The organism is Fictibacillus arsenicus (genome assembly GCF_001999465.1).
In the GTDB taxonomy this organism is placed as follows: Bacteria; Bacillota; Bacilli; order Bacillales; family Fictibacillaceae; genus Fictibacillus; species Fictibacillus arsenicus.
Genome location: NZ_MQMF01000003.1, coordinates 46,981 through 71,146 on the forward strand (window position 1 = coordinate 46,981; position 24,166 = coordinate 71,146).

General features: G+C 39.2%; 27 protein-coding genes, 1 pseudogene and 2 riboswitches. Of the genes and pseudogenes, 26 read left to right on the forward strand and 2 right to left on the reverse strand.

Features of this window, described 5'->3' with window-relative positions; genetic code table 11:
• The first annotated feature begins 11 nt into the window (after positions 1 to 11).
• From sigF to UN64_RS14250, 10 genes are all read left to right on the forward strand, one after another.
• Entirely contained in the window at positions 12 to 770 is a 759-nt protein-coding gene (sigF, locus tag UN64_RS14205; RefSeq protein ID WP_066290631.1) for an RNA polymerase sporulation sigma factor SigF, read from the forward strand.
• Positions 771 to 895: 125 nt separating this feature from the next.
• Positions 896 to 1,516, forward strand: coding sequence for a stage V sporulation protein AA (locus UN64_RS14210; RefSeq protein ID WP_077363916.1), 621 nt, complete (start codon positions 896 to 898; stop codon positions 1,514 to 1,516).
• Positions 1,506 to 1,928 carry a stage V sporulation protein AB gene (locus UN64_RS14215; protein WP_077363918.1) on the forward strand — a complete coding sequence of 141 codons (423 nt, stop codon included), beginning with the start codon at positions 1,506 to 1,508 and terminating at the stop codon, positions 1,926 to 1,928. The genes UN64_RS14210 and UN64_RS14215 overlap by 11 nt, the downstream gene beginning before the upstream one ends.
• A gap of 18 nt (positions 1,929 to 1,946) precedes the next feature.
• Positions 1,947 to 2,402 (forward strand): stage V sporulation protein AC, encoded by a 456-nt coding sequence (gene spoVAC / locus UN64_RS14220; protein WP_077363920.1) that lies wholly within the window; start codon positions 1,947 to 1,949, stop codon positions 2,400 to 2,402.
• Positions 2,403 to 2,413: 11 nt separating this feature from the next.
• A complete protein-coding gene (gene spoVAD / locus UN64_RS14225; RefSeq protein ID WP_077363922.1) occupies positions 2,414 to 3,430 on the forward strand; it encodes a stage V sporulation protein AD in 1,017 nt (338 codons plus the stop codon).
• Between the two features lies 1 nt (position 3,431).
• Complete coding sequence (gene spoVAE / locus UN64_RS14230) at positions 3,432 to 3,782, forward strand: stage V sporulation protein AE (protein WP_077363924.1); 351 nt, start codon at positions 3,432 to 3,434, stop codon at positions 3,780 to 3,782.
• A complete protein-coding gene (gene spoVAEA / locus UN64_RS14235; protein ID WP_139343128.1) occupies positions 3,783 to 4,379 on the forward strand; it encodes a stage V sporulation protein SpoVABEA in 597 nt (198 codons plus the stop codon).
• Entirely contained in the window at positions 4,345 to 5,817 is a 1,473-nt protein-coding gene (locus UN64_RS14240; RefSeq protein WP_077363928.1) for a spore germination protein, read from the forward strand. The genes spoVAEA and UN64_RS14240 overlap by 35 nt, the downstream gene beginning before the upstream one ends.
• A 66-nt stretch (positions 5,818 to 5,883) precedes the next feature.
• Positions 5,884 to 6,060: riboswitch (Lysine riboswitch) on the forward strand.
• A 93-nt stretch (positions 6,061 to 6,153) separates the two neighbouring features.
• Complete coding sequence (gene lysA / locus UN64_RS14245) at positions 6,154 to 7,476, forward strand: diaminopimelate decarboxylase (protein ID WP_139343130.1); 1,323 nt, start codon at positions 6,154 to 6,156, stop codon at positions 7,474 to 7,476.
• Between the two features lie 68 nt (positions 7,477 to 7,544).
• The gene (locus tag UN64_RS14250) at positions 7,545 to 7,979 is read left to right on the forward strand and encodes a peptidylprolyl isomerase (RefSeq protein ID WP_066290613.1); all 435 of its coding nucleotides are present in this window, start codon (positions 7,545 to 7,547) and stop codon (positions 7,977 to 7,979) included.
• A 326-nt stretch (positions 7,980 to 8,305) separates the two neighbouring features.
• Here UN64_RS14250 and UN64_RS14255 read toward each other — a convergent pair whose 3' ends face one another.
• Positions 8,306 to 8,818, reverse strand: coding sequence for a DUF309 domain-containing protein (locus UN64_RS14255; RefSeq protein WP_077363930.1), 513 nt, complete (start codon positions 8,816 to 8,818; stop codon positions 8,306 to 8,308).
• A 136-nt stretch (positions 8,819 to 8,954) separates the two neighbouring features.
• Here UN64_RS14255 and UN64_RS14260 point away from each other — a divergent pair, with 136 nt between their 5' ends.
• The 14 genes and pseudogenes from UN64_RS14260 (at position 8,955) to UN64_RS14325 (ending at position 22,391) form a co-directional block, all read left to right on the forward strand.
• Positions 8,955 to 9,698, forward strand: coding sequence for a segregation/condensation protein A (locus UN64_RS14260; protein WP_077363932.1), 744 nt, complete (start codon positions 8,955 to 8,957; stop codon positions 9,696 to 9,698).
• A gap of 6 nt (positions 9,699 to 9,704) precedes the next feature.
• Positions 9,705 to 10,298 (forward strand): SMC-Scp complex subunit ScpB, encoded by a 594-nt coding sequence (scpB, locus tag UN64_RS14265; RefSeq protein WP_077363934.1) that lies wholly within the window; start codon positions 9,705 to 9,707, stop codon positions 10,296 to 10,298.
• Between the two features lie 17 nt (positions 10,299 to 10,315).
• Positions 10,316 to 10,675 (forward strand): hypothetical protein, encoded by a 360-nt coding sequence (locus tag UN64_RS14270; protein WP_077363936.1) that lies wholly within the window; start codon positions 10,316 to 10,318, stop codon positions 10,673 to 10,675.
• A 799-nt stretch (positions 10,676 to 11,474) separates the two neighbouring features.
• Positions 11,475 to 12,554 carry a type III polyketide synthase gene (locus UN64_RS14275; RefSeq protein ID WP_077363938.1) on the forward strand — a complete coding sequence of 360 codons (1,080 nt, stop codon included), beginning with the start codon at positions 11,475 to 11,477 and terminating at the stop codon, positions 12,552 to 12,554.
• Positions 12,542 to 13,110 (forward strand): annotated as a pseudogene (locus UN64_RS14280) (isoprenylcysteine carboxyl methyltransferase family protein). The gene UN64_RS14275 and the pseudogene UN64_RS14280 overlap by 13 nt, the downstream one beginning before the upstream one ends.
• 80 nt (positions 13,111 to 13,190) lie before the next feature.
• Entirely contained in the window at positions 13,191 to 14,360 is a 1,170-nt protein-coding gene (locus UN64_RS14285; RefSeq protein ID WP_077363940.1) for a D-alanyl-D-alanine carboxypeptidase family protein, read from the forward strand.
• The gene (locus UN64_RS14290) at positions 14,354 to 14,947 is read left to right on the forward strand and encodes a nucleoside recognition domain-containing protein (protein WP_077363942.1); all 594 of its coding nucleotides are present in this window, start codon (positions 14,354 to 14,356) and stop codon (positions 14,945 to 14,947) included. The genes UN64_RS14285 and UN64_RS14290 overlap by 7 nt, the downstream gene beginning before the upstream one ends.
• The gene (locus UN64_RS14295; protein WP_077363944.1) at positions 14,948 to 15,481 is read left to right on the forward strand and encodes a spore maturation protein; all 534 of its coding nucleotides are present in this window, start codon (positions 14,948 to 14,950) and stop codon (positions 15,479 to 15,481) included.
• Between the two features lie 93 nt (positions 15,482 to 15,574).
• On the forward strand, positions 15,575 to 16,321 hold the full coding sequence (locus UN64_RS14300; RefSeq protein ID WP_077363946.1) for a pseudouridine synthase: 747 nt from the start codon (positions 15,575 to 15,577) through the stop codon (positions 16,319 to 16,321).
• Positions 16,322 to 16,373: 52 nt separating this feature from the next.
• A complete protein-coding gene (gene resA / locus UN64_RS14305; RefSeq protein WP_077363948.1) occupies positions 16,374 to 16,898 on the forward strand; it encodes a thiol-disulfide oxidoreductase ResA in 525 nt (174 codons plus the stop codon).
• A gap of 12 nt (positions 16,899 to 16,910) precedes the next feature.
• Positions 16,911 to 18,542: a cytochrome c biogenesis protein ResB gene (gene resB / locus UN64_RS14310; protein ID WP_077363950.1), complete on the forward strand. Its 1,632-nt coding sequence runs from the start codon at positions 16,911 to 16,913 to the stop codon at positions 18,540 to 18,542.
• Position 18,543: 1 nt separating this feature from the next.
• Positions 18,544 to 19,728, forward strand: a complete 1,185-nt coding sequence (gene ccsB / locus UN64_RS14315) for a c-type cytochrome biogenesis protein CcsB (RefSeq protein ID WP_077363952.1) — start codon at positions 18,544 to 18,546, stop codon at positions 19,726 to 19,728.
• A gap of 162 nt (positions 19,729 to 19,890) precedes the next feature.
• The gene (locus UN64_RS14320) at positions 19,891 to 20,607 is read left to right on the forward strand and encodes a response regulator transcription factor (protein ID WP_066290571.1); all 717 of its coding nucleotides are present in this window, start codon (positions 19,891 to 19,893) and stop codon (positions 20,605 to 20,607) included.
• Complete coding sequence (locus UN64_RS14325) at positions 20,604 to 22,391, forward strand: ATP-binding protein (protein WP_077363954.1); 1,788 nt, start codon at positions 20,604 to 20,606, stop codon at positions 22,389 to 22,391. The genes UN64_RS14320 and UN64_RS14325 overlap by 4 nt, the downstream gene beginning before the upstream one ends.
• A 110-nt stretch (positions 22,392 to 22,501) precedes the next feature.
• A riboswitch (cobalamin riboswitch) is annotated at positions 22,502 to 22,685 on the forward strand.
• Positions 22,686 to 22,758: 73 nt separating this feature from the next.
• On the opposite strand, the gene UN64_RS20965 is transcribed toward UN64_RS14325, so the two are convergent.
• Entirely contained in the window at positions 22,759 to 22,914 is a 156-nt protein-coding gene (locus tag UN64_RS20965; protein ID WP_171978928.1) for a hypothetical protein, read from the reverse strand.
• Positions 22,915 to 23,056: 142 nt separating this feature from the next.
• On the opposite strand from UN64_RS20965, the gene UN64_RS14330 reads away from it, so the two are divergent.
• Together UN64_RS14330 and UN64_RS14335 are read left to right on the forward strand one after the other, a co-directional pair.
• Positions 23,057 to 23,458, forward strand: a complete 402-nt coding sequence (locus UN64_RS14330; protein ID WP_066294815.1) for a DUF4430 domain-containing protein — start codon at positions 23,057 to 23,059, stop codon at positions 23,456 to 23,458.
• Entirely contained in the window at positions 23,430 to 23,978 is a 549-nt protein-coding gene (locus tag UN64_RS14335; protein WP_245802044.1) for an ECF transporter S component, read from the forward strand. Before UN64_RS14330 ends, UN64_RS14335 begins: the two co-directional genes overlap by 29 nt.
• Positions 23,979 to 24,166: the final 188 nt, after the last annotated feature.

Consider the following 24,166-nt stretch of genomic DNA (forward strand, 5'->3'; position numbering starts at 1 on the left):
GGAGTATGCCTATGGATGTCGAGGTGAAAGGCAGCAAAAGCGAACCGTTTCTTAAGGATGAAGAGATAAAATTATTAATTAAACAAAGCCAGGAAGGTGATCAGCACGCCCGCGATACGATTGTTGAAAAAAACATGCGGCTTGTCTGGTCTGTGGTTCAGCGCTTTTTAAACAGAGGTTATGAGGCAGATGACCTTTTCCAAATCGGCAGTATTGGTTTGTTAAAATCAGTGGATAAATTTGATTTGTCATACGATGTAAGATTCTCGACATACGCTGTTCCGATGATTATCGGCGAGATCCAGCGCTTCATACGTGACGACGGAACAGTAAAAGTTAGCCGTTCTCTGAAAGAGACTGGCAACAAGGTTCGAAAAGCTAAAGACGAGTTATCTAAATCTCTTGGACGGACACCGACGATTAATGAAGTTGCTCAATATTTAGAGGTAGCGGTGGAAGATGTTATTATGGCACAAGACGCTGTAAGAGCACCTCAGTCCATTCATGAGACTGTTTATGAAAATGATGGTGACCCAATAACACTTTTAGACCAAATTTCAGACCACGCAGAAAGTAAGTGGTTTGATAAAATTGCTTTAAAAGATATTATGGACAAGCTTGATGAGCGTGAGCGTCTAATCGTGTATCTGCGCTATTTTAAAGACCAGACGCAATCTGAAGTAGCTGAACGGCTTGCTATTTCGCAAGTTCAAGTATCAAGGCTAGAAAAGAAAATATTGTTATTTATGAAAAACCAGATGGAGACTTAATAAGTCTCCATCTGGTTTTTTAATTTTTGGTGGTAGTTTTTGGATGTTTTTTGTTGTTAAGCATGATTAGAAATAGCAAATCGCATACTAAACACAAATGCGCTGATGAAAAGAGGCGAAGTAAGATGGATAAAGTCATATACCTTCGAATGCGGCAACGCGTACAAGTCCTTCAGCATCAGAGAGTAACGATTGGAGATGTAGCGCAAATCGTCGCATCAGATGAAAACGAAAGGAAGATTAAAGAATATATCATTCACGAGGTAACACCAGAAGATAAACATTTAATCGTAATCGATGTAATGAAGGTGATAGGCAAGATTCAAAAAAGTAATACGGAAATCGATGTTCAGACGATCGGACCGGCCCAGTCCATCTTGGAAATCCAGATGAAACAAAAATCACTGGCTCCTGTATATTTTGTACTCGTGTGGCTTCTTCTCTTTACGGGCTCGGCTCTTGCTATCATGAATTTTCATGAAGATGTCAGCATGCAGCTTGTTCATCAGAAAATTTATTACATGATTACTGGGCATTATAAGGAGCAGCCGCTGCTGCTGCAGGTTCCTTATTCATTTGGCCTGGGGCTAGGAATGATCCTATTTTTTAATCATTTGTTTCGAAAAAGGCTTAATGAAGAACCAAGTCCGCTCGAAGTAGAAATGTTCAATTACCAGCAAGACCTCGATCAGTATGTAATAGTCCATGAAAATAAAGAAACAGAGAAGAAGATCAATGACAATTAAAGTGTTGCTTATCGCGTTTATTGGATTCGGCGGAGGAATAACTGTCGGTTCAGGCCTCGTTGCATTGATAACGGTTTTGGGGATTGTACCCAGGCTGATGCAGCTTTCAAAAACTTACAGCTTCATAAGAAGTTACGAGATAAGCATAATTCTTGGTGCCGTTTTAGGCGGATGGCTGAACTTGAGAAATGCATCATTCTCATTTTCGCCGATTATTCTTGCTCCGGTTGGATTGTTTGCTGGTATTTTTGTAGGAATGCTTGCCGCTGCATTAACAGAAGTATTAAATGTTTTGCCGATTTTAGCAAAACGAGTGGGCTTTGGGGAAAAAATCATCATTATTTTGATGGCTATTGTATTTGGAAAAATTACGGGGTCCTTGTTTCATTGGATCTATTATATCAATCATTAAGAAGTGGAGTGAAACAACATGGCAACAAAAGAGGAACAACAAGCTTATGCTGAAAAAATTAAACCGATACAGCCAAAACCGCCATATGTAATCAATTGTTTAAAAGCATTTTTTGTTGGCGGATTAATCTGTTTGATCGGTCAAGGGATACAAAATTTTTATATGACGTTCTTTAACTTTTCACAAGAAACTGCAGGTAATCCAACTGTAGCAACGCTCATTTTAATCGCTGCTCTTCTGACGGGTCTTGGTGTATATGATAAGATCGGTCAGTTTGCTGGAGCCGGATCTATAGTGCCAGTAACTGGTTTTGCCAACGCTGTAACGAGTGCTGCTCTGGAACATAAAAGCGAAGGGCTAGTATTGGGAGTCGCAACAAATCTGTTTAAACTGGCCGGAGCCGTTATTGTTTTTGGAGCGGTTGCCGCTTACGTTTTTGGAATGATCAGATATATATTTCAGCATGTGATGTGAGGAGTGAGCTCATGAATTTATTAGGCAGACAAACATGGAAATTCGCGAACAGCATTTATTTGAACGCTACAGGTACTGCCGTAGGTCCTATGGAAAGTGAAGGTCCTCTCGGTAGCTATTTTGATAAAACTTATAACAATCTTCATTGCGGACAAAAAAATTGGGAGCTGGCTGAAAGGCAGCTGATGGAAGATGCAATTGATTTCTGTTTAAAGAAGTCAAAGCTTAACCCTGAAGACATTAATTTTTTGCTTGCAGGAGATCTTTTAAATCAGATAGTATCCTCGAATTACACAGCCAGAGGAAATGGTATTCCTTTTTTAGGGGTATTTGGAGCTTGTTCAACCTCGATGGAATCTCTTGCATTAGGAGCCGCCTTGGTAGATGGCGGTTATGCAAACCGGGTTATTGCTGCGGTCAGTTCACATAATGCTACTGCTGAGAGGCAATTTAGATATCCAACTGAATATGGAGGACAAAAACCAGATACAGCTACATTTACCGTAACTGGAGCAGGTGCAGCGCTCGTAAGTAAAGAGGTATCAGACATAAAGATTACATCAGCTACTGTCGGGAAAGTTGTAGATCTAGGTATTAAAGACCCTTTTGATATGGGCTCAGCTATGGCTCCTGCAGCCGCTGATACAATTGCAGCACATTTTAAAGAAATGAATGTATCTCCTGACGAGTACGATCTTATTGCTACGGGAGATTTGTCAGGTGTCGGAGCTCCAATTTTAAAAATGCTTCTTAAAGAACAGGGATATGACATTTCTGATAATCACCGTGACTGCGGCTTAATGGTCTATCGGTCAGATCAGCAAGTGTTTGCCGGAGGAAGCGGATGTGCATGTTCAGCAGTCGTAACTTATGGCTATATCCTGGATGAAATACGAAAAGGGAATTTAAAGAAGGTAATGATGGTCGCTACAGGTGCTCTGTTAAATCCTGTGATGGTTCAGCAAAAAGAAACAATTCCAACTGTCGCTCATGCAGTAGTTTTAGAGCGGGCGGAAGGAGGTATGTAAGATGGAATTTCTATGGGCCTTTATTGTAGGGGGACTAATTTGTGTAGTTGGTCAATTAATGATGGACATTTTAAAATTGACACCTGCCCATGTTACAACATCATTTGTTGTAATTGGAGCTTTACTGGATGCTTTCGGTATTTATGACAACCTCATTAAATTTGCAGGAGCAGGAGCTACTGTTCCAATTACCAGCTTCGGACACTCATTGCTGCACGGAGCAATGGCAGCAGCTGATGAACATGGATTTATCGGTATAGCAATGGGAATTTTCGAGTTAACTTCTGCAGGAATATCCTCTGCGATACTTTTTGGATTTTTAGTTGCAGTTATCTTCGAACCAAAGGGGTGATTGAGGGTGAAAAAACGGATTATTTTCATAACGGATGGAGATCTCTATGCGCTTAGGGTTGTAGAACATGCTGCCAAAATTATTGGCGGACGCTGTATTTCACAGTCCTGGGGAAATCCGACGAAAAAAAGCGGAGAAGAACTTGTTGAAATGATCCGTAAAACCCCTCATGATCCTGTGCTTGTCATGTTTGATGATTGTGGCTTTAAAGGTGAAGGTCCTGGGGAGCAGGCTATGAGAATTATTCATAAGCAAGAGGATTTTGATGTTATAGGAGCTGTAGCAGTCGCATCTAAAACGCATTTTGCAGAATGGACAAAGGTTCATTGTTCGATGGACAGATATGGTGAACTCACTGAGTTTGGGATTGACAAAAGCGGATTGCCTGATTTGGAAACTGGAAGGATCAATGGAGATACAGTCTATATATTAGACGAGCTGAATCTCCCTTTTGTTATAGGGGTAGGCGATATAGGAAAGATGGCAGGTTTCGATTCTGTTGAAAAAGGAGCCCCTATAACCTTAAAGGCAATCAATCTCATTCTAGAAAGGAGCGAAATGCATGGCAAATACAAAGAACAAAACACCGATCAGTAAAAATATAGAAGAGAATGAAAAGTTCTTAAAAGACCGCCTTGGCATCGGGGTAAGTTTTGATGTAGGTGTCCGAAAAATATTTGTACTCAAAAAAGAGCTTCAGCTATATTATTGTACCGGTCTTTGTGACAGTGAATTTATCATTATGCTGTATCGCGAGCTTATGGACATGGACCATGGCCACAGATCTCCAGGGAAAGTAAAAGATCTTGTACATAATCACCTTGCTCATCAGCAGGTTGAGCTTACAAAATCACTAGATGAAGCGGTAGACCGTATGCTTTCAGGATTGATAGTCATTTTTCTTGATGGTGAGGAAGAAGCGTTCATAGTAGACGTGAGAAGCTATCCAGGAAGGTCACCTGAAGAACCGGATATCGAAAAAGTTGTAAGGGGAGCTCGTGACGGCTATACAGAAAACATCATTATTAATACAGCTCTTACGAGAAGAAGAATACGGGATGAAAGACTTAGACATGAAATTCTGCAAGTAGGCGAACGATCAAAGACGGATATCTGCATTTCATATATCCAGGATGTTGCTGACCCTGGTCTGGTAGATCTTATCAGAAAAGAACTAAGTAAAATTGAAATAGATGGGATTCCCATGGCGGACAAGACCATTGAAGAGTTTATCGTAAAGCAAGGCTGGAACCCGTTTCCACTCGTACGGTATACAGAAAGACCAGATGTTGCCGCGCAGCATTTAATGGAAGGGCATGTATTAATCATCACGGATACTACACCAAGTGTAATGATCACACCGACTACACTTTTTCATCACGTCCAGCACGCAGAAGAATATCGGCAAACACCATTTATCGGTGCCTTCTTAAGATGGATTCGTTTTAGCGGGATAATCATGTCCGTTTTTTTGGTGCCGATGTGGCTTTTATTTTCAATGCAACAACAGCTGCTGCCTGACTTTATAGACTTTATTGGACCTAATAAAACAACGAATATTCCATTGTTCCTGCAAATTTTGTTTGCTGAAATTGGGATTGATATACTAAGGCTGGCCGCCATTCATACTCCAAGCTCACTTTCAACGGCAATGGGGCTGATTGCTGCAATTCTGATCGGTCAAATTGCGATAGATGTTGGTTTGTTTGTTCCTGAGGTTATGTTGTACGTGGCCATAGCAGCAATTGGTGGATTCTCGACCCCAAGTTATGAACTTAGTGTAGCGAATAAAGTAGTCAGACTTGTTCTTATAGTATTAGTGGTACTGTTTAAGGTCCCAGGCTACATGATTGGAGTAACGTTGTTTATTCTTTACTTAAGCACCATAAAAAATTTAAACACGCCATATCTATGGCCGTTCATACCATTTAATCCAAAAGCGTTTTTGCAGATTCTTGTACGGGTTGCCGTGCCGCTTTCAAAAGTGCGTCCTAGCATCGTACATCCGCAGAATAGAAAAAAGCAGCCAAACTAATGTATCTGTCCCTTGTGGATTAACAAAAATTGTGCTAAAATTCATAACTAATTCAATATATGCCTCATTTGAGGTAGAGGCGCAAAACGAATAAGTAGCATATGGAGTTCATGGAAGACGATGAAATATGTCGAAAGGTCAATTTGCCGAAGTGTAAAAGGAGATCCATTTCTTTTTATGCTGGGCCGTTGCTGAACAAGCAGCGGACTGTCACTACAACAGTAGTGGAGAGCTATTCCGACATGAGGGCACGGTCATGACAGCCTGCCTTAATTGCGGCTGTTTTTTATTATTGTCGGGATTGAATTCTCCATCATCATGGAGAGGGGATTAATTGTGAATTTACATGGCACAGCTAAAATCGGAAAAAACAATCATCTTTGGATAGGCGGGGCAGATACGGTCGAACTAGCAAAAAAGTATGGCACACCGCTATATCTATATGATGTTGAATTAATAAGAACTAGAGCAAGAGGATTCAAGAAAGCATTCGAAGAAAAAGGTGTTGGATATCAGGTAGCATACGCCAGCAAAGCATTTTCTTCCATTGCGATCATTCAGCTTATGGATCAAGAAGGGCTAAGTTTGGACGTTGTTTCAGGCGGGGAACTTTATACAGCAATCCAAGCAGAATTTCCTGCAGAACGTATCCATTTTCATGGGAACAACAAGAGCGCTGAGGAATTAGAATTCGCACTAACAGCAGGAGTAGGGTGTATTGTAGTAGACAATTTTTATGAAATAAACCTGTTAAAGACGCTTTGCAGAAAACTAAATAAGAAAGTCAAAATTTTATTGCGCCTTACACCTGGTATTGAAGCACATACACATGATTACATCATAACTGGTCAGGAAGATTCTAAATTTGGTTTCGACTTAGGAAGCGGGCAAGCAGATAAAGCATTGCAAGAAGTTCTAAAGTCAGAGTTTTTCGAGGTTCTCGGCATACATTGTCACATAGGCTCTCAGATTTTTGAAACGGAAGGTTTTACTTTAGCAATTGATAAGCTCTTTAGTCACTTTAAGATTTGGGAGGGAAGATTCCAATATTTTCCTCGCGTAGTGAATCTAGGCGGTGGCTTTGGTATTCAATATACTTCTGATGACACACCTCTTGAGCCAGAGCAGTATGTTATGGCTATGATCGATGAGGTTAATCGTAAAATGGCTCAATTCAATGGGAAATCGATGCCTGAATTATGGATTGAACCAGGAAGATCACTCGTTGGAGATGCTGGAACTACGATCTATTCAATCGGCTCTCAAAAAGAGATTGAAGGTGTTAGACATTATGTTTCTGTTGATGGGGGTATGACAGATAATATCCGTCCAGCTCTCTATCAGGCAAAATATGACGCATACACAGCAAACAAGATGAACGATAAGCCTGCCCAAAAAGTATCAATTGCAGGAAAGTGCTGTGAGAGCGGGGATATGCTCATTTGGGATTTAGAGCTGCCTGAAGTGACGGATCAAGATTATCTCGCTGTGTCTTGTACAGGAGCATATGGTTACAGTATGGCCAACAACTATAACCGAATTCAGCGGCCAGCTGTTGTTTTTGTTGAAAATGGCGAAGAACAGCTTGTTATCAAGCGTGAAACGTACGAAGACTTAGTCAGACAGGATGTACCCTTAAAATCAAAGGTTTTTGTGTAAATTAGTTTACGAGTCAGTCATTTCACCGTACAATGGTAGGTGAATGAAACATAAGGAGGCCTATTTGAATGAAAAAAGGTTCAATCGAATTTGAAAATGGCGAAAAGATTTTATTTGATCTATATCAAGAAGAAGCACCTGGAACTGTTGAAAACTTTGAAAAGCTTGCAAACGAGGGGTTTTATAACGGAGTAACATTCCACCGTGTAATCCCTGGTTTCGTAGCACAAGGCGGAGATCCAACTGGAACTGGCGCAGGCGGTCCTGGTTACTCAATTCCTTGTGAAACAGAAGGGAATCCTCACAAACATGTAGCAGGATCTCTATCAATGGCTCACGCTGGCCGTGACACTGGTGGAAGCCAGTTCTTTATCGTACACGAGCCTCAGCCGCATCTGAATGGCGTACACACAGTTTTCGGACAAGTTACTGAAGGAATGGACACTGTTTTGCGCATTAAGCAAGGCGATGTAATGAAAGAAGTTAAAGTTTGGGAAGAGTAATATGAAGCAGCCCCGTTACCCGGGGCTTTTTTGTATTCTAAGAAGGTATAACTAGTATGCATGATGATGTTCGACTTTTGCGGTCAACTGAAACCTCACGCTATTTGAAGGGGAATCAGCCTGTTTTCTTAAGTGGGGTTTAACGTCAATTTGTCGAATTTTCTATAAAATCTATATTACCGTGAATAAACAAGAAATTACCGTGAAATAATTTAGATTTACCGTGCCTAAAAATCGATTTACCGTTTATAAATCCAAATACGGTATGTAATCTATAAAAAAAACTTGCCAGCATACAAACGGGTAAGAGTTTTAGGCATTTTATTTTAATTAAATCTTTTTTTGTTAAGTTTTTGCTTTTTTCTTTCTTCAATTACAGAAGTTCTGTCTCTTAATCTATGCTTGTGAATTATATTCTCACCTGGAATGTCCTTGATGCTCCAATCTGCTTCAGTTTTAGCTGTCTTTAACAGACATACTTTAAATAAATCGGATGTTAAAGGCAATGAGAACGGCTGGAACTCTTTATGTTGTTCAATCTCACGTTTTCGATTCTCGACAACATTAAAAAATGGTTCGAGTTCAATACCTAAATCTCTCAATGCCGCTTTTTCTGTGTAAAGTTTTTCAATACCGCTTGTTATCATTCTTTTTGCACCATTCAAATTACCGCGTCTTTGATGGTAGAGAGCTACAGCAATCTGGATGAGCCCCGGCCAAAGGTTTCCTTTCATTCCTTCGTTCTTCCAATGCTCCTCGAGTACTTCATGACACTCAAAAAAATCTTGATCAGTATGGAAATAAATTAAATAGTCAATCCATGCGTCCGGATAATTCAACTTGTGCCCACACCCCTTTGCTTTTACGGATTTAGTTTATCATAGGTCGCTGACTAATAAAAATACAGCTTTTGTATGTTGAAAATATGATATAATTTTATAATACAAAAAACGTTGATAAAACTGGGGAAATGTTATGCAATATAGTGTGAAGCTCGATGGATTTGAAGGTCCGCTTGATTTGCTGCTTCATTTAATTCAAACTTACGAAGTAGATATTTATGATATACCTGTAGCAATAATTACTGAGCAGTACTTGCAATATATACATACGATGAAAGAGCTTAAACTGGATGTTGCCAGTGAATATCTAGTCATGGCTGCAACTTTACTTGCGATAAAAAGCAAGATGCTTTTGCCGAAGCACGAGGATGATTTTCTCGATCAGCAGATGGAATTAGACGTTGAAGAAGATCCGAGAGATGAACTGGTGAGAAGGTTAATCGAATACCGGAAATATAAGTTTGCAGCAGACGAATTAAAAGAGAGGGAAGCGGCAAGAAGCTTAGTTTATACGAGAGAACCGCTCGATCTTAGTCAGTTCGAAAAAGAAGAAACAGCTCAGCAGGTAACGAATGTAACCCTTTATGACATGCTGCAGGCAATGCAGAAAGTCTTTCAGGAAAAAGTAACTCGTTCACCAAGACAAACAACGATAGAACGACAGGAAATACCGATTGAGACCAGAATGGACCAGATTAAACAATCACTTCTTTCGGTTGGAGGCAAACGCCGTTTTACCGATCTATTTGATAAAAGCTCAAAAGAGCATGTGGTTGTTACGTTTTTGGCCATTTTAGAATTAATGAAAGTAAAAAGTATTAACTGTGAGCAGCAGGACCATTTTAGTGAAATTTATATTACCATGATAGAGGAGTAAGTGGATTTGGAACGAAATGAAATAAAAGCGGTTATTGAAGGTCTGCTTTTTGTCAGCGGAGACGAAGGCATCGACCGAAAACAGATTGCACAAGTGCTTGAAAAAGACAGCAAAGAAATAGATGAGATCATTAATGAGCTGAAAGAAAGCTACCTATCACCCGACAGAGGGATGACGATCGTTGAATATGCAGGATCACTTCAGTTAGTAACAAAACCAGATCATGCGGTTTATTACGAACGTCTTGTTGAAACTCCGGGTCATTCCACGCTTTCACAAGCAGCTCTTGAAACTTTGGCGATTATTGCCTATAAACAGCCTATTACAAGGGCTGAGATTGAAGAAGTCAGAGGTGTGAAGACAGAAAAGCCTCTTCAAACTCTGTCTGCAAAAGGACTTGTTAAAGAAGTAGGAAGGGCAGAAGGGACTGGGAGAGCTATTTTATACGGTACTACCAAAGCGTTTTTAGATCATTTTGGCCTTCAGACGATCAAAGAGCTGCCTCCTCTGCCTGAGAACATTCAAGAAGAAAGTGTTGAACAAGAAGCAGATCTATTCTTTTCAAAGTTTCAGGAATCTATATCTTTTGAAGATAACTAAGTAAGGGGGTAGCTGTTTTGCTGATTCATCATATCGAAGGTATTGAATTAGAAAAAGAAAAACCGAATACATCAGAGGATTTCTTCAATCGTTCAGAAGCATCTTACGAAATAAATGGTGTAAAACAAACCTTTCATCTTCTCTATGTACGTTACTTTGAAGAAAAACTTGAAGAAGAATTAACTCAGCATGATTTCTGGAAACAGCATCTTCAAAAATATAAAATCCGTGAATTAGCTGCATTAGCAGCACTTAGCAAAAATGATTCATATTTGAAAAGAAAAAGAGTTTATATTAACGAATATGAAGACTTTAAGAGTCTATTTATGAATCCTGATGAAAAAACATTAACCAATCTTCTAAAACCATTTGAATAATTTTTTAAGCAGCCAAGCCTTTGGCTGTTTTTTATTTGGCTATTTTCGATTTTAGAAATAAAAAAGAAAACTTCAAAATGGAGAAAATGGCCTTTCTTAAAGAAGCCTTATTATTCAGAGTTGCTTTAGTTAGTAGATGATTTCCGCTCCAGGATACTCGCTTTCCACGGGGCGTGCGGTGAGCCTCCTGCCGCTTTGCGCCATTAGGAGTCTCCACCTGACCGCTCGTCCCGTAGGAGTCTCGCACCTTGCGCTTCAATCATTTGCATAGGAAGCCTTTTCAAAAGAAGCCTTCGTATACAAGGTTGCTTTTGTTAGCAGATGATTTCCTCTCCAGGATGCTCGCTTTCCAAGGGGTGCACCAAAGAGTACGTACGAAATTCTACATTGAATAGTTAATTGGAGCGGAAGGGCGAGACTCCAGCAGGATGAGTGGGACAGATGAGACCATTCAATGCCGCAAAGCGGCGGATGGGCTCACCGCACACCCTGCGGAAAGGGAGCCCTGCAGCGGAAATTAACTACCTTCAAGACCAGCAAGAATTACGTAAATAGTTTATAGATTTCTAAAGATGTTGCCACAAAGAGATAACTAAGAAATTCTTCAAGCAATCGTTGATTGGAGTGAATGGGCTAACCGCACATTCTGCGGAAAGCGAGTCCTGTAACGGAAATCAACCACTTACAAAAGCAGCAAAGTTTACGAAAACAGCCTTTTATTTCTTACTCGTTCTGTTTTAAATAGAGGGTTAAGGGTAAATTAAAAAATAAGTATAACGAGTCGAAGGAGAGAGATCTTTTGCCCAAAATAGCAGCAGTCGAAACCGTTAATCCCCCGCACAAACTTTCGCAAAAAGAAACGATGGAATTTGCAAGAAACTTATTTCAGGATGCATTTTCAGATTTAGAACGATTATTAAAAGTTTTTCAGAATGGTGAGATATCATCTAGATATTTTGTAATGCCCATTGAATGGTTCAAAGAAAAAAGAAGTTTTCAGGAAAAAAATGATTTATACATAGACTTTGCTACGAATCTCGGAGCAGAATGCATCCAAAAATGCATGGGTCCAGCAGACAGACCTATAATCCCTTATGAAAATATTGACGCAATCTTTTTTATTTCTAGTTCCGGGTTATCAACACCAAGTATTGAAGCCAGAATCATGAATATGCTTCCGTTTTCCTCTCATACGAAACGAATACCTATTTGGGGCTTAGGATGTGCAGGTGGTGCATCCGGCTTTTCGAGAGCTTTTGATTATTGTAAGGCATACCCGAAGTCAAACGTGCTCGTATTGAGTGTTGAATTATGCAGTCTGACATTTCAGCATGAGGATTTTTCTAAAAGCAATCTTGTAGGGACTTCCCTTTTTGCTGATGGAGTTGCTTGTGCACTTATCTGCGGAGACGAATCAGACACAGGTAAATCAGGAGAACTAAAACCATATATTTTAGATACAATGTCCACATTAAAGCCTCATTCAGAAGATGTAATGGGATGGGAGGTAAAAGATACAGGTCTTTATGTTGTTTTTTCACGTGATATCCCTAATGTGATCCGTACTTGGCTGAAACCGAACGTTGATGAGTTTCTAAACCGAAATCATTTAACCGGAGAACAGATTAAAAATTTTATAGCCCATCCAGGAGGTAAGAAAGTTCTTCAGGCATATGTTGATGCTCTTGGGCTGCCTCTTTCCAAAACTGATATTTCACGGGATGTGCTTATGTCAAATGGCAACATGTCTTCTGCTACTGTCTTCTATGTTTTAAAACAATTTATGGAGTTAAAACAGAATGAAGGTGATTTAGGAATTATGGCAGCACTTGGTCCTGGCTTCTCATCAGAACTCTTGTTAGTAGAATGGAGGAAATAACGGTGAATTGGTTTCTCGTTTTTTGGACTTTTTTAATAATACAGAGACTTGCAGAAGTAAAAATCGCCAAAAAGAACGAAGAAATTCTCTTGTCCAAGGGAGCCGTTGAGGCAGGGAGCAGCCATTATAAATGGATGGTAACTATGCATACCTCATTTTTTCTTTTTTATTTACTGAAGTAATGTTCTTTGGTGCTATTTCTCCTTCATGGTGGGTGATTCCATTTGTCTTGTTTTTAATTGCACAAGTAATTCGAGTTTGGGCGATTACCTCTTTAGGGGTTTTTTGGAATACAAAAATTATTCTTCTTCCAGGTGCTGAAGTTGTGGCTAAAGGACCTTATCGTTTTATAAGGCATCCTAATTACTTAGTCGTATCTTTGGAACTTCTAGTCATTCCGCTTATTTTTGGCGCTTATGTTACCGCGTTGCTTTTTACTATCTTAAATATTTTGATGCTCCGTGTACGAATACCAGCAGAAGAAAAAGCATTAATCGAGCTTACTGATTATGAATATAGGCACGGTGAAAAACAGCGTTTCTTTCCTAGTCAATAATAGAGCGGAAGTAAATCCCATTCATAACCTGTCCTTGTTTGCATAAACTTTTACAAAACACCTAAAGGGCGGGATTTTGAATGAAACAAATCATTTCACCTCTTATTTATATTGTAATATGCTCGCTTATCCTTGCAGTTTTCCCGCAAGAAGCTAAAGCTGAACCTGGTGTATCAGCAAAAGCAGCTGTACTGATGGAACAATCATCAGGAAGGGTTTTATATGGACGGAATGAACACCGTCCCATGAGAATCGCAAGTATAACGAAAATCATGACAGCTATCCTTGCCATTGAATCAGGAAAGATGCAGGATAGTGTGACCATAACCGAACATGCTGCGAGAACTGAAGGATCTTCTCTTTATTTAAAACCTGGTGAGAAAATCCCTTTGACAGACCTGGTTTACGGATTGATGCTGAGATCAGGAAACGATTCTGCAGTTGCAATCGCAGAACATGTAGGCGGAAGCTTAGATGGATTTTCCTATCTTATGAATCAAAAAGCAGAAGAAATAGGAATGAAACATACTCGCTTTAGAAATCCTCATGGCCTCGATACGCACGAAGATCATTATTCAACCGCCTATGATATGGCACTTCTGACTAAGTATGCTATGAACAACGATATGTTTAAAGATATTTCAGCAACGAAGGTATACCGTTCTGAGCAAACGGGTGAAAAGTGGGACAGAGTATGGCGTAACAAAAATAAAATGCTGAAGTTTTATGAGAATGCCACCGGCGGAAAAACAGGATATACAAAACGTGCGAAAAGAACACTGGTTTCAACGGCAGAGAAAGATGGAATGGAGCTTATCGCAGTTACTTTAAATGATCCTGATGACTGGGAAGATCACAGAAATATGTTCGAGTGGGGATTTCACTCTTTTCAAATGACCCAGCTTATAAAAGAAGGCAAAGTATCCAGCATTAAAGATAAAGGCTATAAAGGGAAAGTTGAGGCAAACCGTACTTTTTCTTATCCGTTAATGAAAGAAGAGATTAAGCAGATCTCTTCTTCCATTCATTTATATAAATTGCCCAAATCTGGTGAATGGAAGGATGAAGATATTCCTAAGCCAGTAGGTAGGTATTTTATAGATTTAAATGGTTTAAGAATAGCAGATTTACCTCTTTATTATGATGGGAAAGCATTGATAAAGCCTCACAAAGAGGGCATCTGGACAACATTTAAAGACATGCTGAACCAGCTTTTCTTTGCCGCAAGGGAGCATAATGGCTCATGGTGAATTACATTTGGGTCGGTATGATGGTGATCGGATTTTTTGTTGCAGCTATTAATGGCAACATGGATAAGGTAAATGCAGCAATTTTTACAAGTGCGAAAGAAGCAGTAACTTTGAGTTTTGCTATGATAAGTATCCTTGTGTTTTGGCTTGGAATTATGAAAATAGCAGAAAAAGGCGGACTGTTAGAAGTGCTTGCATACCTTTTCCGTCCAATTGTCAAATGGCTTTTTCCTGATATTCCAAAAGATCATCCAGCACAAGGATACATTTTATCAAATATGGCAGCGAACCTGTTGGGTCTTGGAAACGCAGCCACACCAATGGGTATAAAAGCAATGGAACAGCTAAAGATCCTCAATGGCGGAAAGAACGAAGCAAGCCGTTCAATGATCACATTACTTGCGATAAATACATCAAGCATTACATTAATTCCGACTACAATCATCGCTATTAGAATGAGCTATAACTCTCAATCTCCAACTGATATCGTTGCACCGACACTTTTAGCGACAGCCGTTGCAACAGTTGGTGCCATCCTAATCGACAGATATTACTACTACCGCTCCTTGCAAAAGGGAGGTAAATAGATGAATTTCGTTCAATCATTCTCGATTTGGTTTATTCCCCTATTGATTGGTTTTATATTGCTCTATGGAACCTATAAAAAAGTTCCCACTTATGAAACATTTGTAGAAGGAGGGAAAGAAGGGTTTTCTATTGCGATTAATATTATTCCATTCTTGGTTGGTATGCTGGTAGCCATATCTGTTTTTAGAGCTTCTGGCGCGTTGGATTATGTTATGCTCGCTATGCGACCCCTATTTTCATTGTTTCATATACCAGCAGAAGTCGTTCCGCTTGGATTGATGAGAACGATTTCTGGTACAGGTGCGCTTGGTATGACTTCTGATCTTATTGCAACTCATGGACCAGACTCCTTTATTGGCAGATTGGCTTCAACGATACAAGGAAGTACGGATACGACATTTTATGTACTGACAGTATATTTTGGAGCGGTCGGAATTAAAAAAATGAAATATGCTTTAAAGGTTGGACTTTTAGCAGACTTAATAGGTTTTTTAGCATCCATCGCAGCAATTTCACTCCTTTTTTACTCCTAAAACGAACAAAAAGAGCCATTTAGGCTCTTTTTTACGTTTATCGTGGTTGAGTATTACGAATAATGAAGGTATGATGAGACATGAGGTGAAATCATGGAACGATTGCAAAAAGTGATTGCTCAGAGCGGTATAACTTCCCGAAGAAAAGCAGAGGAATTAATCCGTGAAGGCAAAGTAAAAGTAAACGGAAGTGTAGTGACTGAACTTGGCACAAAAGTTGGAACAAAAGATAAAATTGAAGTGAACGAAATTCAAATTCAACGGGAACAACCCGTTTACTTTTTGATGTATAAACCTTCTGGAGTAATAACAGCAGTATCTGATGATAAAGGACGTAAAACAGTTGCTGATTATTTTAAAGATATCATTGAACAGCGAGTTTTTCCGGTTGGTAGATTAGACTATGACACGACAGGTGTCCTTATCATGACCAATGACGGAGAATTTGCAAATGTGCTTATGCATCCACGTTACCAGTTGGATAAAGTGTATATTGCTAAAGTGAAAGGAATTCCTCCAAGAGAAAAGATTAAACAGCTTGAACGAGGAATTCGCCTGGAAGATGGTATGACAGCACCTGCAAAAGTGAAAGTTACTTCTATCGATAAGAAAAAAGGAACTGCCATCGTAGAATTAACGATTCATGAAGGAAAGAACCGTCAGGTAAAGCGAATGCTAGAAGCAATCGGATGTCCCGTTATGAAGCTGAAGCGAGAAAGATACGGATTTCTTGATCTTAGAGGGCTTAATCCAGGTGAGTTTAGAGAATTAACTCCACATGAAATAAAGCAGCTAAGAAATATGGCTGTCACACAAACGTCAAAAAAAAGCCGTAGATAGGCTTTTTTTTCAAGTTATAGTAAAATGGAAGCGGCTAAAGGAGCGGATAACGTTGAAGAAAAAAAGATTATGGTTTCGCTCTGCTTTGCTTGCCATCTTAGTTATAGCGATCGGTTATACAATCTATAATAGTATCTTTGAAGAAAGTGGTACTTACATAAAAAAGGGAGACGCGGCTCCTAATTTTGTACTTACTGATCTTAATGGCAACCGGGTTGAACTTGAAGATTACCGGGGTAAAGGTGTCTTCTTAAATTTTTGGGGAACATGGTGCAAGCCTTGTGAACGGGAAATGCCCTACATGCAAAGGCAATATGAAACCTATAAAGAACAAGATGTAGAAATTCTTGCTGTAAATGTTAGTGAAACAAATGTATCAGTAAAAAACTTTGTGGATCGCTATCGTTTAACCTTTCAAATACCGATGGATAAACAAAGAGAAGTAACGAAAGCATACGGTATTGGTCCTATTCCAACTACGATTCTAATCGATAAGAACGGGAAAGTAGTGGGACGAACGAGTGAATCACTGTCTGAAGAGAAAATTATTTCCTTTATGGAAAAAATTAAACCGTAACGGGGTGAAAAAATGCAATCAATAACATGTGAATGCGGCCACTCCAATCCATACGGTACAAGTCTTTGCCAAGCCTGTGGGAAGCCACTGGATAACGACGTTGAAGTGCTATCAAGCATGCGTTATGAAGGAAGCGCCAGACGATCGCAAACGTATAATAAAACGTTTGTAGATCGTACCTGGAACTTCTTTTCGTCTGTAAGAGTTGGAGTGTGGCTGATAATCATCATACTGGTCGCTGCTGCAATAGGGACTATTTTTCCTCAAGAAACGTTTATCCCGCCAAATGTTGATCCTGCGACTCATTATGAAAGCGAATACGGAACACTTGGATTAATTTATTATTTGTTGGGCTTCCATAAACTTTATGGGTCATGGTGGTTTATCATTCTGCTTGGAATGTTAGGGCTTTCTATTATTATTGCCAGCCTCGATCGGGGAATACCGCTTTATAAAGCCTTAAAAACACAAAGAGTTACAAGACATGATCAATTTATGAAAAAACAGCGTTTGTTCTCGGTTAGTAAAGAAGCAGAGTTAGAAGAGATCAAATATACACTTGAATCATTGCGCTATAAAGTTCGTGAAGAAAAGGGCAATCTTTTTGCAGAAAAAGGACGGTTTTCAAGGTGGGGCGCGTATGTGAACCATGTTGGATTAATCATCTTCTTAACTGGTGCGATGCTTAGATTCTTCCCAGGAATGTATGTCGATGAAATTCTATGGGTCAGAGAAGGAGAAAAAGCGTCAATACCAGGTACTAAGAGTGAAGATGGACAATATTACTTAGAAAACAAAGAATTTATTCTCGAAATGTATGATAAGGAAGAAAAGAAGTTTAATAGTGCACTAAGTTCAGTGGATGGAGAAGTAGCAAAAAACTATCAAAGCAACGTGACACTATACAAGACGAAGCCTAATCATACAATTGGTGAGGATCCTGAACTTGTAAAAGTAAAAGACGGTGAGATCCGTGTAAATGAACCGTTTAAATTTGATTCCTTCGCACTCTATCAGACTGATTTTAAGCTGAATGAATTCAATAAGATGAGTTTTGAATTAGAAGAGAAGGCAACTGGCAAGAAGTTTGGCAAGCTGACAGTTGATCTGCATGAACCTGAGAAAAAGTATGATTTGGGAAATGGCTATAGAGTTGAGATCGAAGAGTATTTTCCAAACTTTATTCTTAATGAGCAAAAGCAGCCATCAACTGTAAACAATTTGCCTGATAACCCTGCTTTTGTATTTTCGATGTATTCTCCTGATACACCAAAAGGCGAAAAAGCATTTGTAGGTATTCAAAAGAACATTGAAGCTGGTGAGAATCTATTTAAAATGTCGTTTGCAGGAATCGAGACAAAGGACTTAACAGCCTTAACGGTTAGGAAAGACCATACGCTCTGGATCATTGCTCTTGGCGGATTTATTTTTATGATTGGTGTTACGCAAGGTTTATATTGGAACTATAGAAGAATTTGGATTAAACAAAATCAAGATGGAGTGTGGGCAGCAGCTCACACGAATAAGAACTGGTATGGCTTGAAAAAAGATTTAGATTTCCTTAGTGAAAAGACAAGCTTAGCAGCTTTAGTTGATAAGGAATCTGATACAAAAGAAGAGTACCGTTCGAGCAGGAGGGTTTAGGATGGCTGAAATTAGCAGTACGCTTTTGTATAGCGCATTCATGATTTATTTATTTTCTACCCTGTTTTTTGCAATGTCCATTTCAGATAAAAAAAATGAAAAAGCAGCTCATACAAAAAAATGGGGTAAAATAGGATTCATAACTGCGTGTGTTGGATTTGCAGCGCAGCTTGGGTATTTCATTACTAGATGGATAGCTAGCGGACATGCTCCCGTAAGTAACTTATTTGAATTTACAACTTTCTTTGGAATGATGATGGTACTTGCATTTATTATTTTATATGCGATTTACCGTACGAATGGATTAGGTGTTTTCGCGATGCCGGTGGCTTTGCTTGTTATTGCTTATGCAAGTATGTTTCCGAAAGATATTTCACCACTTATTCCAGCTCTTCAAAGTGACTGGCTCAAGATTCATGTTACTACAGCGGCTCTAGGTGAAGGAATACTCGCTATTTCATTCGTTTCAGGTTTAATTTATTTAATTCGTACTGTCGATCAATCGGTTTCTTCTAAAAAGACAAAGTGGATCGAGATCGTTTTGTACAGTTTAATAAGTGTAGTAGGTTTCATAATAATTTCCTTGGCTTTCAAAGGTGCAGGTTATGAAGCAAGCTTTGAAATCATGAACGATCAGAACCAGCCGGAAAAGATTGTTTATGATATGCCTGCAATCGCAGGGCCAGCTAACGGAGAACAGTTGGATGATACTTTCAATCCGCTTTTTTCCACACCATCATGGATGAATGGTGCCAATGCATCAATTAAATTAAACACGTTTATATGGTCACTTCTCTCAGGGGCAATTTTATATGGATTGCTAAGGCTGATATTAAGAAAAAGAATCGCGGCCGCACTTCAGCCGAAGGTGAAAATAAATCCTGATCTTCTTGATGAAATCAGCTATCGTGCGGTAGCAATCGGATTTCCAATATTTACATTGGGTGCGTTGATTTTTGCGATGATTTGGGCTCAGGAGGCATGGTCGAGGTTTTGGGGCTGGGATCCTAAAGAAGTTTGGGCATTAATCACTTTCTTGTTCTATGCTGCTTATCTCCACCTAAGGCTTTCAAGAGGCTGGCATGGTGAAAAGTCTGCATGGCTCTGTGTGCTCGGTTTCTGGATCATTACATTTAACCTGATTGCAGTAAATCTCGTATTAGTAGGATTGCACTCATACGCATAATTGAAGTTTCATAAAAGTCTCTCTTTATATAAGAGGGGCTTTTTTATAAAGTAAATGAAGAGTATCCTGTTTGTTCCAAGAGGAAGTATTCATGTATGATAGATACAGGATAGATATGATATGAAAAATTTTTCACTATGAATTCATGTGGAGGCTTGAAAAATGAATACAGAAGCAAAAATTTTAGTGGTTGACGATGAAGAACGAATTCGCAAATTATTAACAATGTATCTTGAAAGAGAAAACTATGAAGTTCATGAAGCAGAAAATGGAGAAGAAGCACTTCAAATGGCAGTATCCATTAATTTTGATCTTATTCTGCTTGATTTGATGCTTCCGGGTATGGACGGTATTGAGGTGTGTGAAAAACTAAGAGAAAAGAAAGCCACTCCAGTAATTATGCTGACAGCAAAAGGGGAAGAGCTAAATAGGATCCAAGGATTTGAAGCTGGTACAGATGATTATATCGCTAAACCATTCAGTCCAAGAGAAGTCATCCTGCGTGTTAAAGCACTTTTAAGAAGATCTTCACCAACAAAATTCCTTCAAACGGAAACCGTTGCAAAAAATGTGGTTGTGTTCAAGCATCTAACAATCGATCATGACGCTCATCGTGTTACAGCAGGTGGTAAAGAAGTAAACTTAACACCTAAAGAATATGAGCTTCTGTACTATTTAGCCAAGACACCAGATAAAGTTTATGCTCGTGAGCAGCTATTGAAGGATGTATGGAATTATGAGTTTTTTGGTGATTTAAGAACGGTAGATACACATGTTAAAAGACTTCGTGAAAAATTAAACAAAGTCTCTCCAGATGCAGCCTCAATGATTGCAACGGTTTGGGGAGTTGGATATAAATTTGAGGCGGGAAATGAATGATTTGGAGAAGTGTTGTAGGCAAACTTTCGGTAACCATTTTGTTGCTGGTCTTAGTTGTACTGACTGTGCTGACAATATTGCTTACCCAGTTTTTCGAAAATTTTTATGATAATCAGGCAAGAGAACAACTAACAAAAATGGCAGACAGGCTTGTCCTGATCATGGAGAACGATGAAAATAAAGAAGAAGCCATTAGGATCACAAGTGAAATGGCAGAAGCTTATTCAATGTCTATTATGATTATTGACGAAAATCAGGAATCATTTATGGATACAAAATCTTTTAGTGATGCTCCTTACATTCCTGTTTCTGTTTTTAGTGATAACGAACAATTATCTTCAGTAGTGGATGAGGCGAAAAAGATTTATACAAATGGAGAATTTCCGATCATATCCAATAATAATGAATCTGCCCATACAATGATCGTTTACGGTGAACCTTACGAAACAGAAAACGGTAAAGGCGGCGTATATGTTTACCAATCGATCGAGAATATTACAAAAACTACAAACCATACGAAATACCTTATCTTTTTAGCGGCAGGTATAGCGATTATACTTACGATCATATTTGCTTTCTTTTTATCCACACGCATAACAGCTCCTCTTAGAAAAATGAGAGAAGCAGCCACATCTGTTGCAAAAGGTGAATTTGATATGAAAGTGCCGATCTTAACACATGATGAGATTGGTGAACTAGGAATGACGTTTAACCGGATGGGACGTCAGCTTAAAAATAATATTACAGCGTTGAACCAGGAAAAAGAACAGCTTACAAGCATCTTGAGTTCAATGGCTGATGGTGTTATTACGTTTGACAGAAAGATGAATATCCTTGTAACTAATCCTCCGGCTGACCGCTTTTTACAAGCCTTTTATTATGAATCAGGAATGAAGAGTGAAGTTAAAGGAAATGTTCCAATAGCTGTCACTCAGCTTTTTCAGCAAGTTGTTTCACTTGAAAGCGAGCAGATGACCGAAATTGACATTCAGGGACGTTCATGGGTTATCGTTATGACACCTTTATATGATCACGCGGTAATTCGCGGTGCGGTTGCGGTCCTTCGTGACATGACAGAAGAGCGCCGTATGGACAAATTGCGAGAGGATTTTGTTGCAAACGTTTCACATGAGCTTAAGACACCAATAGCGATGCTTCAGGGTTACAGTGAAGCTATTGTAGATGATGTTGCAGAATCAGAAGAAGAAAAGAAAGAATTAGCAGGTATTATTTTGGACGAATCAAAAAGAATGGGAAGGCTTGTTAATGAACTGCTTGATCTTGCCAGATTAGAAGCAGGGCATATGAAGCTCCATTATACACATCTACCTATTCCGCCATTTGCCGAACGTATCGTCCGAAAGTTTCAAGGCCCTGCTAAAGATAGAGATATACAGCTAACACTCGAAATTTCTGGTATCCAGAATGAGATGGAAATCGATCCTGACCGAATTGAGCAAGTTTTAACGAACTTAATAGATAATGCGATTCGCCACACTTCACATGGAGGCTTTGTTCGTCTGTCAATAGAATCTAGTGAAAAGACAGTTAAGTTTTTCATTAAAGATAACGGGTCAGGAATTAAAGAGGAAGATCTTCCGTTTGTTTTTGAACGTTTTTATAAAGGCGATAAAGCAAGAACAAGAGGGAAATCAGGAGGTACTGGTCTTGGCCTCGCAATCGCCAGAAACATTGTTGAAGCACATGGCGGTCAAATTAATGTTCATAGTAAAAATAATGAAGGTACGACATTCTCATTCGTAATACCTCGAACTGTGAAATAAATTATCATACTTTCCCGATTAATCTTGTTCCATAAGGAACAGCGAACAGATCGAAAAAATGATTTCACAATTTTCTCCAGTCGGTTATAATTGATTTGTAAAAAGAAAATTTCATAAGTGTTTAAACAGGTGCTGTCCTAATCGGACAAGCATAATAGGGAAGACGGTTAAATTCCGTTGCGGTCCCGCCACTGTAATTGTGAGAAACCTAATTGATCTGCCACTGTGAAAACGGGAAGGCGTTAGGGGACGATGATCAAGAGCCAGGAGACCTGCCTGTTTTGTACATGACATGACCTACGAGGATAGGGGGGTGTTAAAGCAGTGCCGTTAAAAGGCCGCTGTTTTCTGCCTGTATACCAAATTATCAATCTCCTTCGTAGACGAAGGGGATTTTTTTGTTTGGTGATTTAAATGAAAGCTGTTTTCGTAACCCTTGTTGCTTTTGAAAGAAGTTGATTTCCGCTCCAGGCTGCTCGCTTTCCACGGGGCGTGAGGTGAGCCTCCTGCCGCTATGCGCCATTAGGAGTCTCCACCTGACCGCTTGTCCAGTAGGAGTCTCGCACCTTGCGCCCCTATCAACTTGCAAATGAAGCGGGAAAAACAACAATCTTTTAGAAAACAGCCTGAAAGAAAAAAATTATCAACAAGAAAGAGGTTTTATGATGAAAAAGCTGATTTTAGTATTTGCAGCATTAATGATGTTAATGGCTGGGTGTGGAACATCTGAGACAAAGAAGGCTTCTGATCAGCCGAAAACTGAAGAAAACAAAAAAGAACAAGTAACCGTTCAAATTACAAAAGATAACGGCAAAGAGAAAGTAGCAGAAAAGAAAGTAGCAATTACGGAAGAAACAACAATTATGGATGTTATGAAGGATAACTTTAAGATTGAAACTCAGTTTGATGATTCTTTTATCAGCAGTATTGAAGGGATTGCCGGAAGCGAACAGGATAAAACATCATGGTTCTTTTCTGTTAATGGTGAAGAAGCAATGAAAGGTGCAAAAGAAATCACATTGAAACCTGGTGATACCGTTGAATTTGACTTCCACAAATATGAATAAACTGACGATCAGAAGGATTACGATCATTGCTTTGCTTGCAGCAATCTTAACTGTAGGACGCCTCGCATTTGCAATGATTCCAAACGTTCAGCCAAACACAACGATACTAATATTAGCATCATTTGTACTTGGACCTGTTCAAGGACTTATTCTAGCTATATTAAGCACTTTAACTACAAACCTATTTTTAGGTCACGGTCTATGGTCATTTGGACAGATGATCGCTTGGGGGATTATCGCAGTTTTAAGCGGTCTGCTCGGAAAATACCGACATAGAATGCCATGGTGGGTCATGAGCTTATATGTATGCTTCTGCGGCTTTTTGTTCGGTTTCATAATGTCGGTAATAATGGGTGGGGTCATTACACAAAAATTCTGGCCTTATTATCTGGCAGGTCTTCCATTTGATGTGAATCATGCGATTGGAAATGCCGTATTCTTTGTAGTGCTATACAAACCGCTCCTATATATTATGGAGAAGCAGCTTAACAACAATATTAACAAAACAGCCGCCTATTAAGGCGGTTTTTTATATAGTGTAAAATCGCTCTGCCAAAATAATACACCATAATTTTTAAAAATAGAGTTCAAAAATTTGATTACTTGAATAGGATAGTAAAGTTGATTCTAGGAACCATAGGAGGACAAAATGAGAGACTATCTTAATCGCTTGTTTGCGGTGTTATTTTTAACACTCTGTATCAGTGT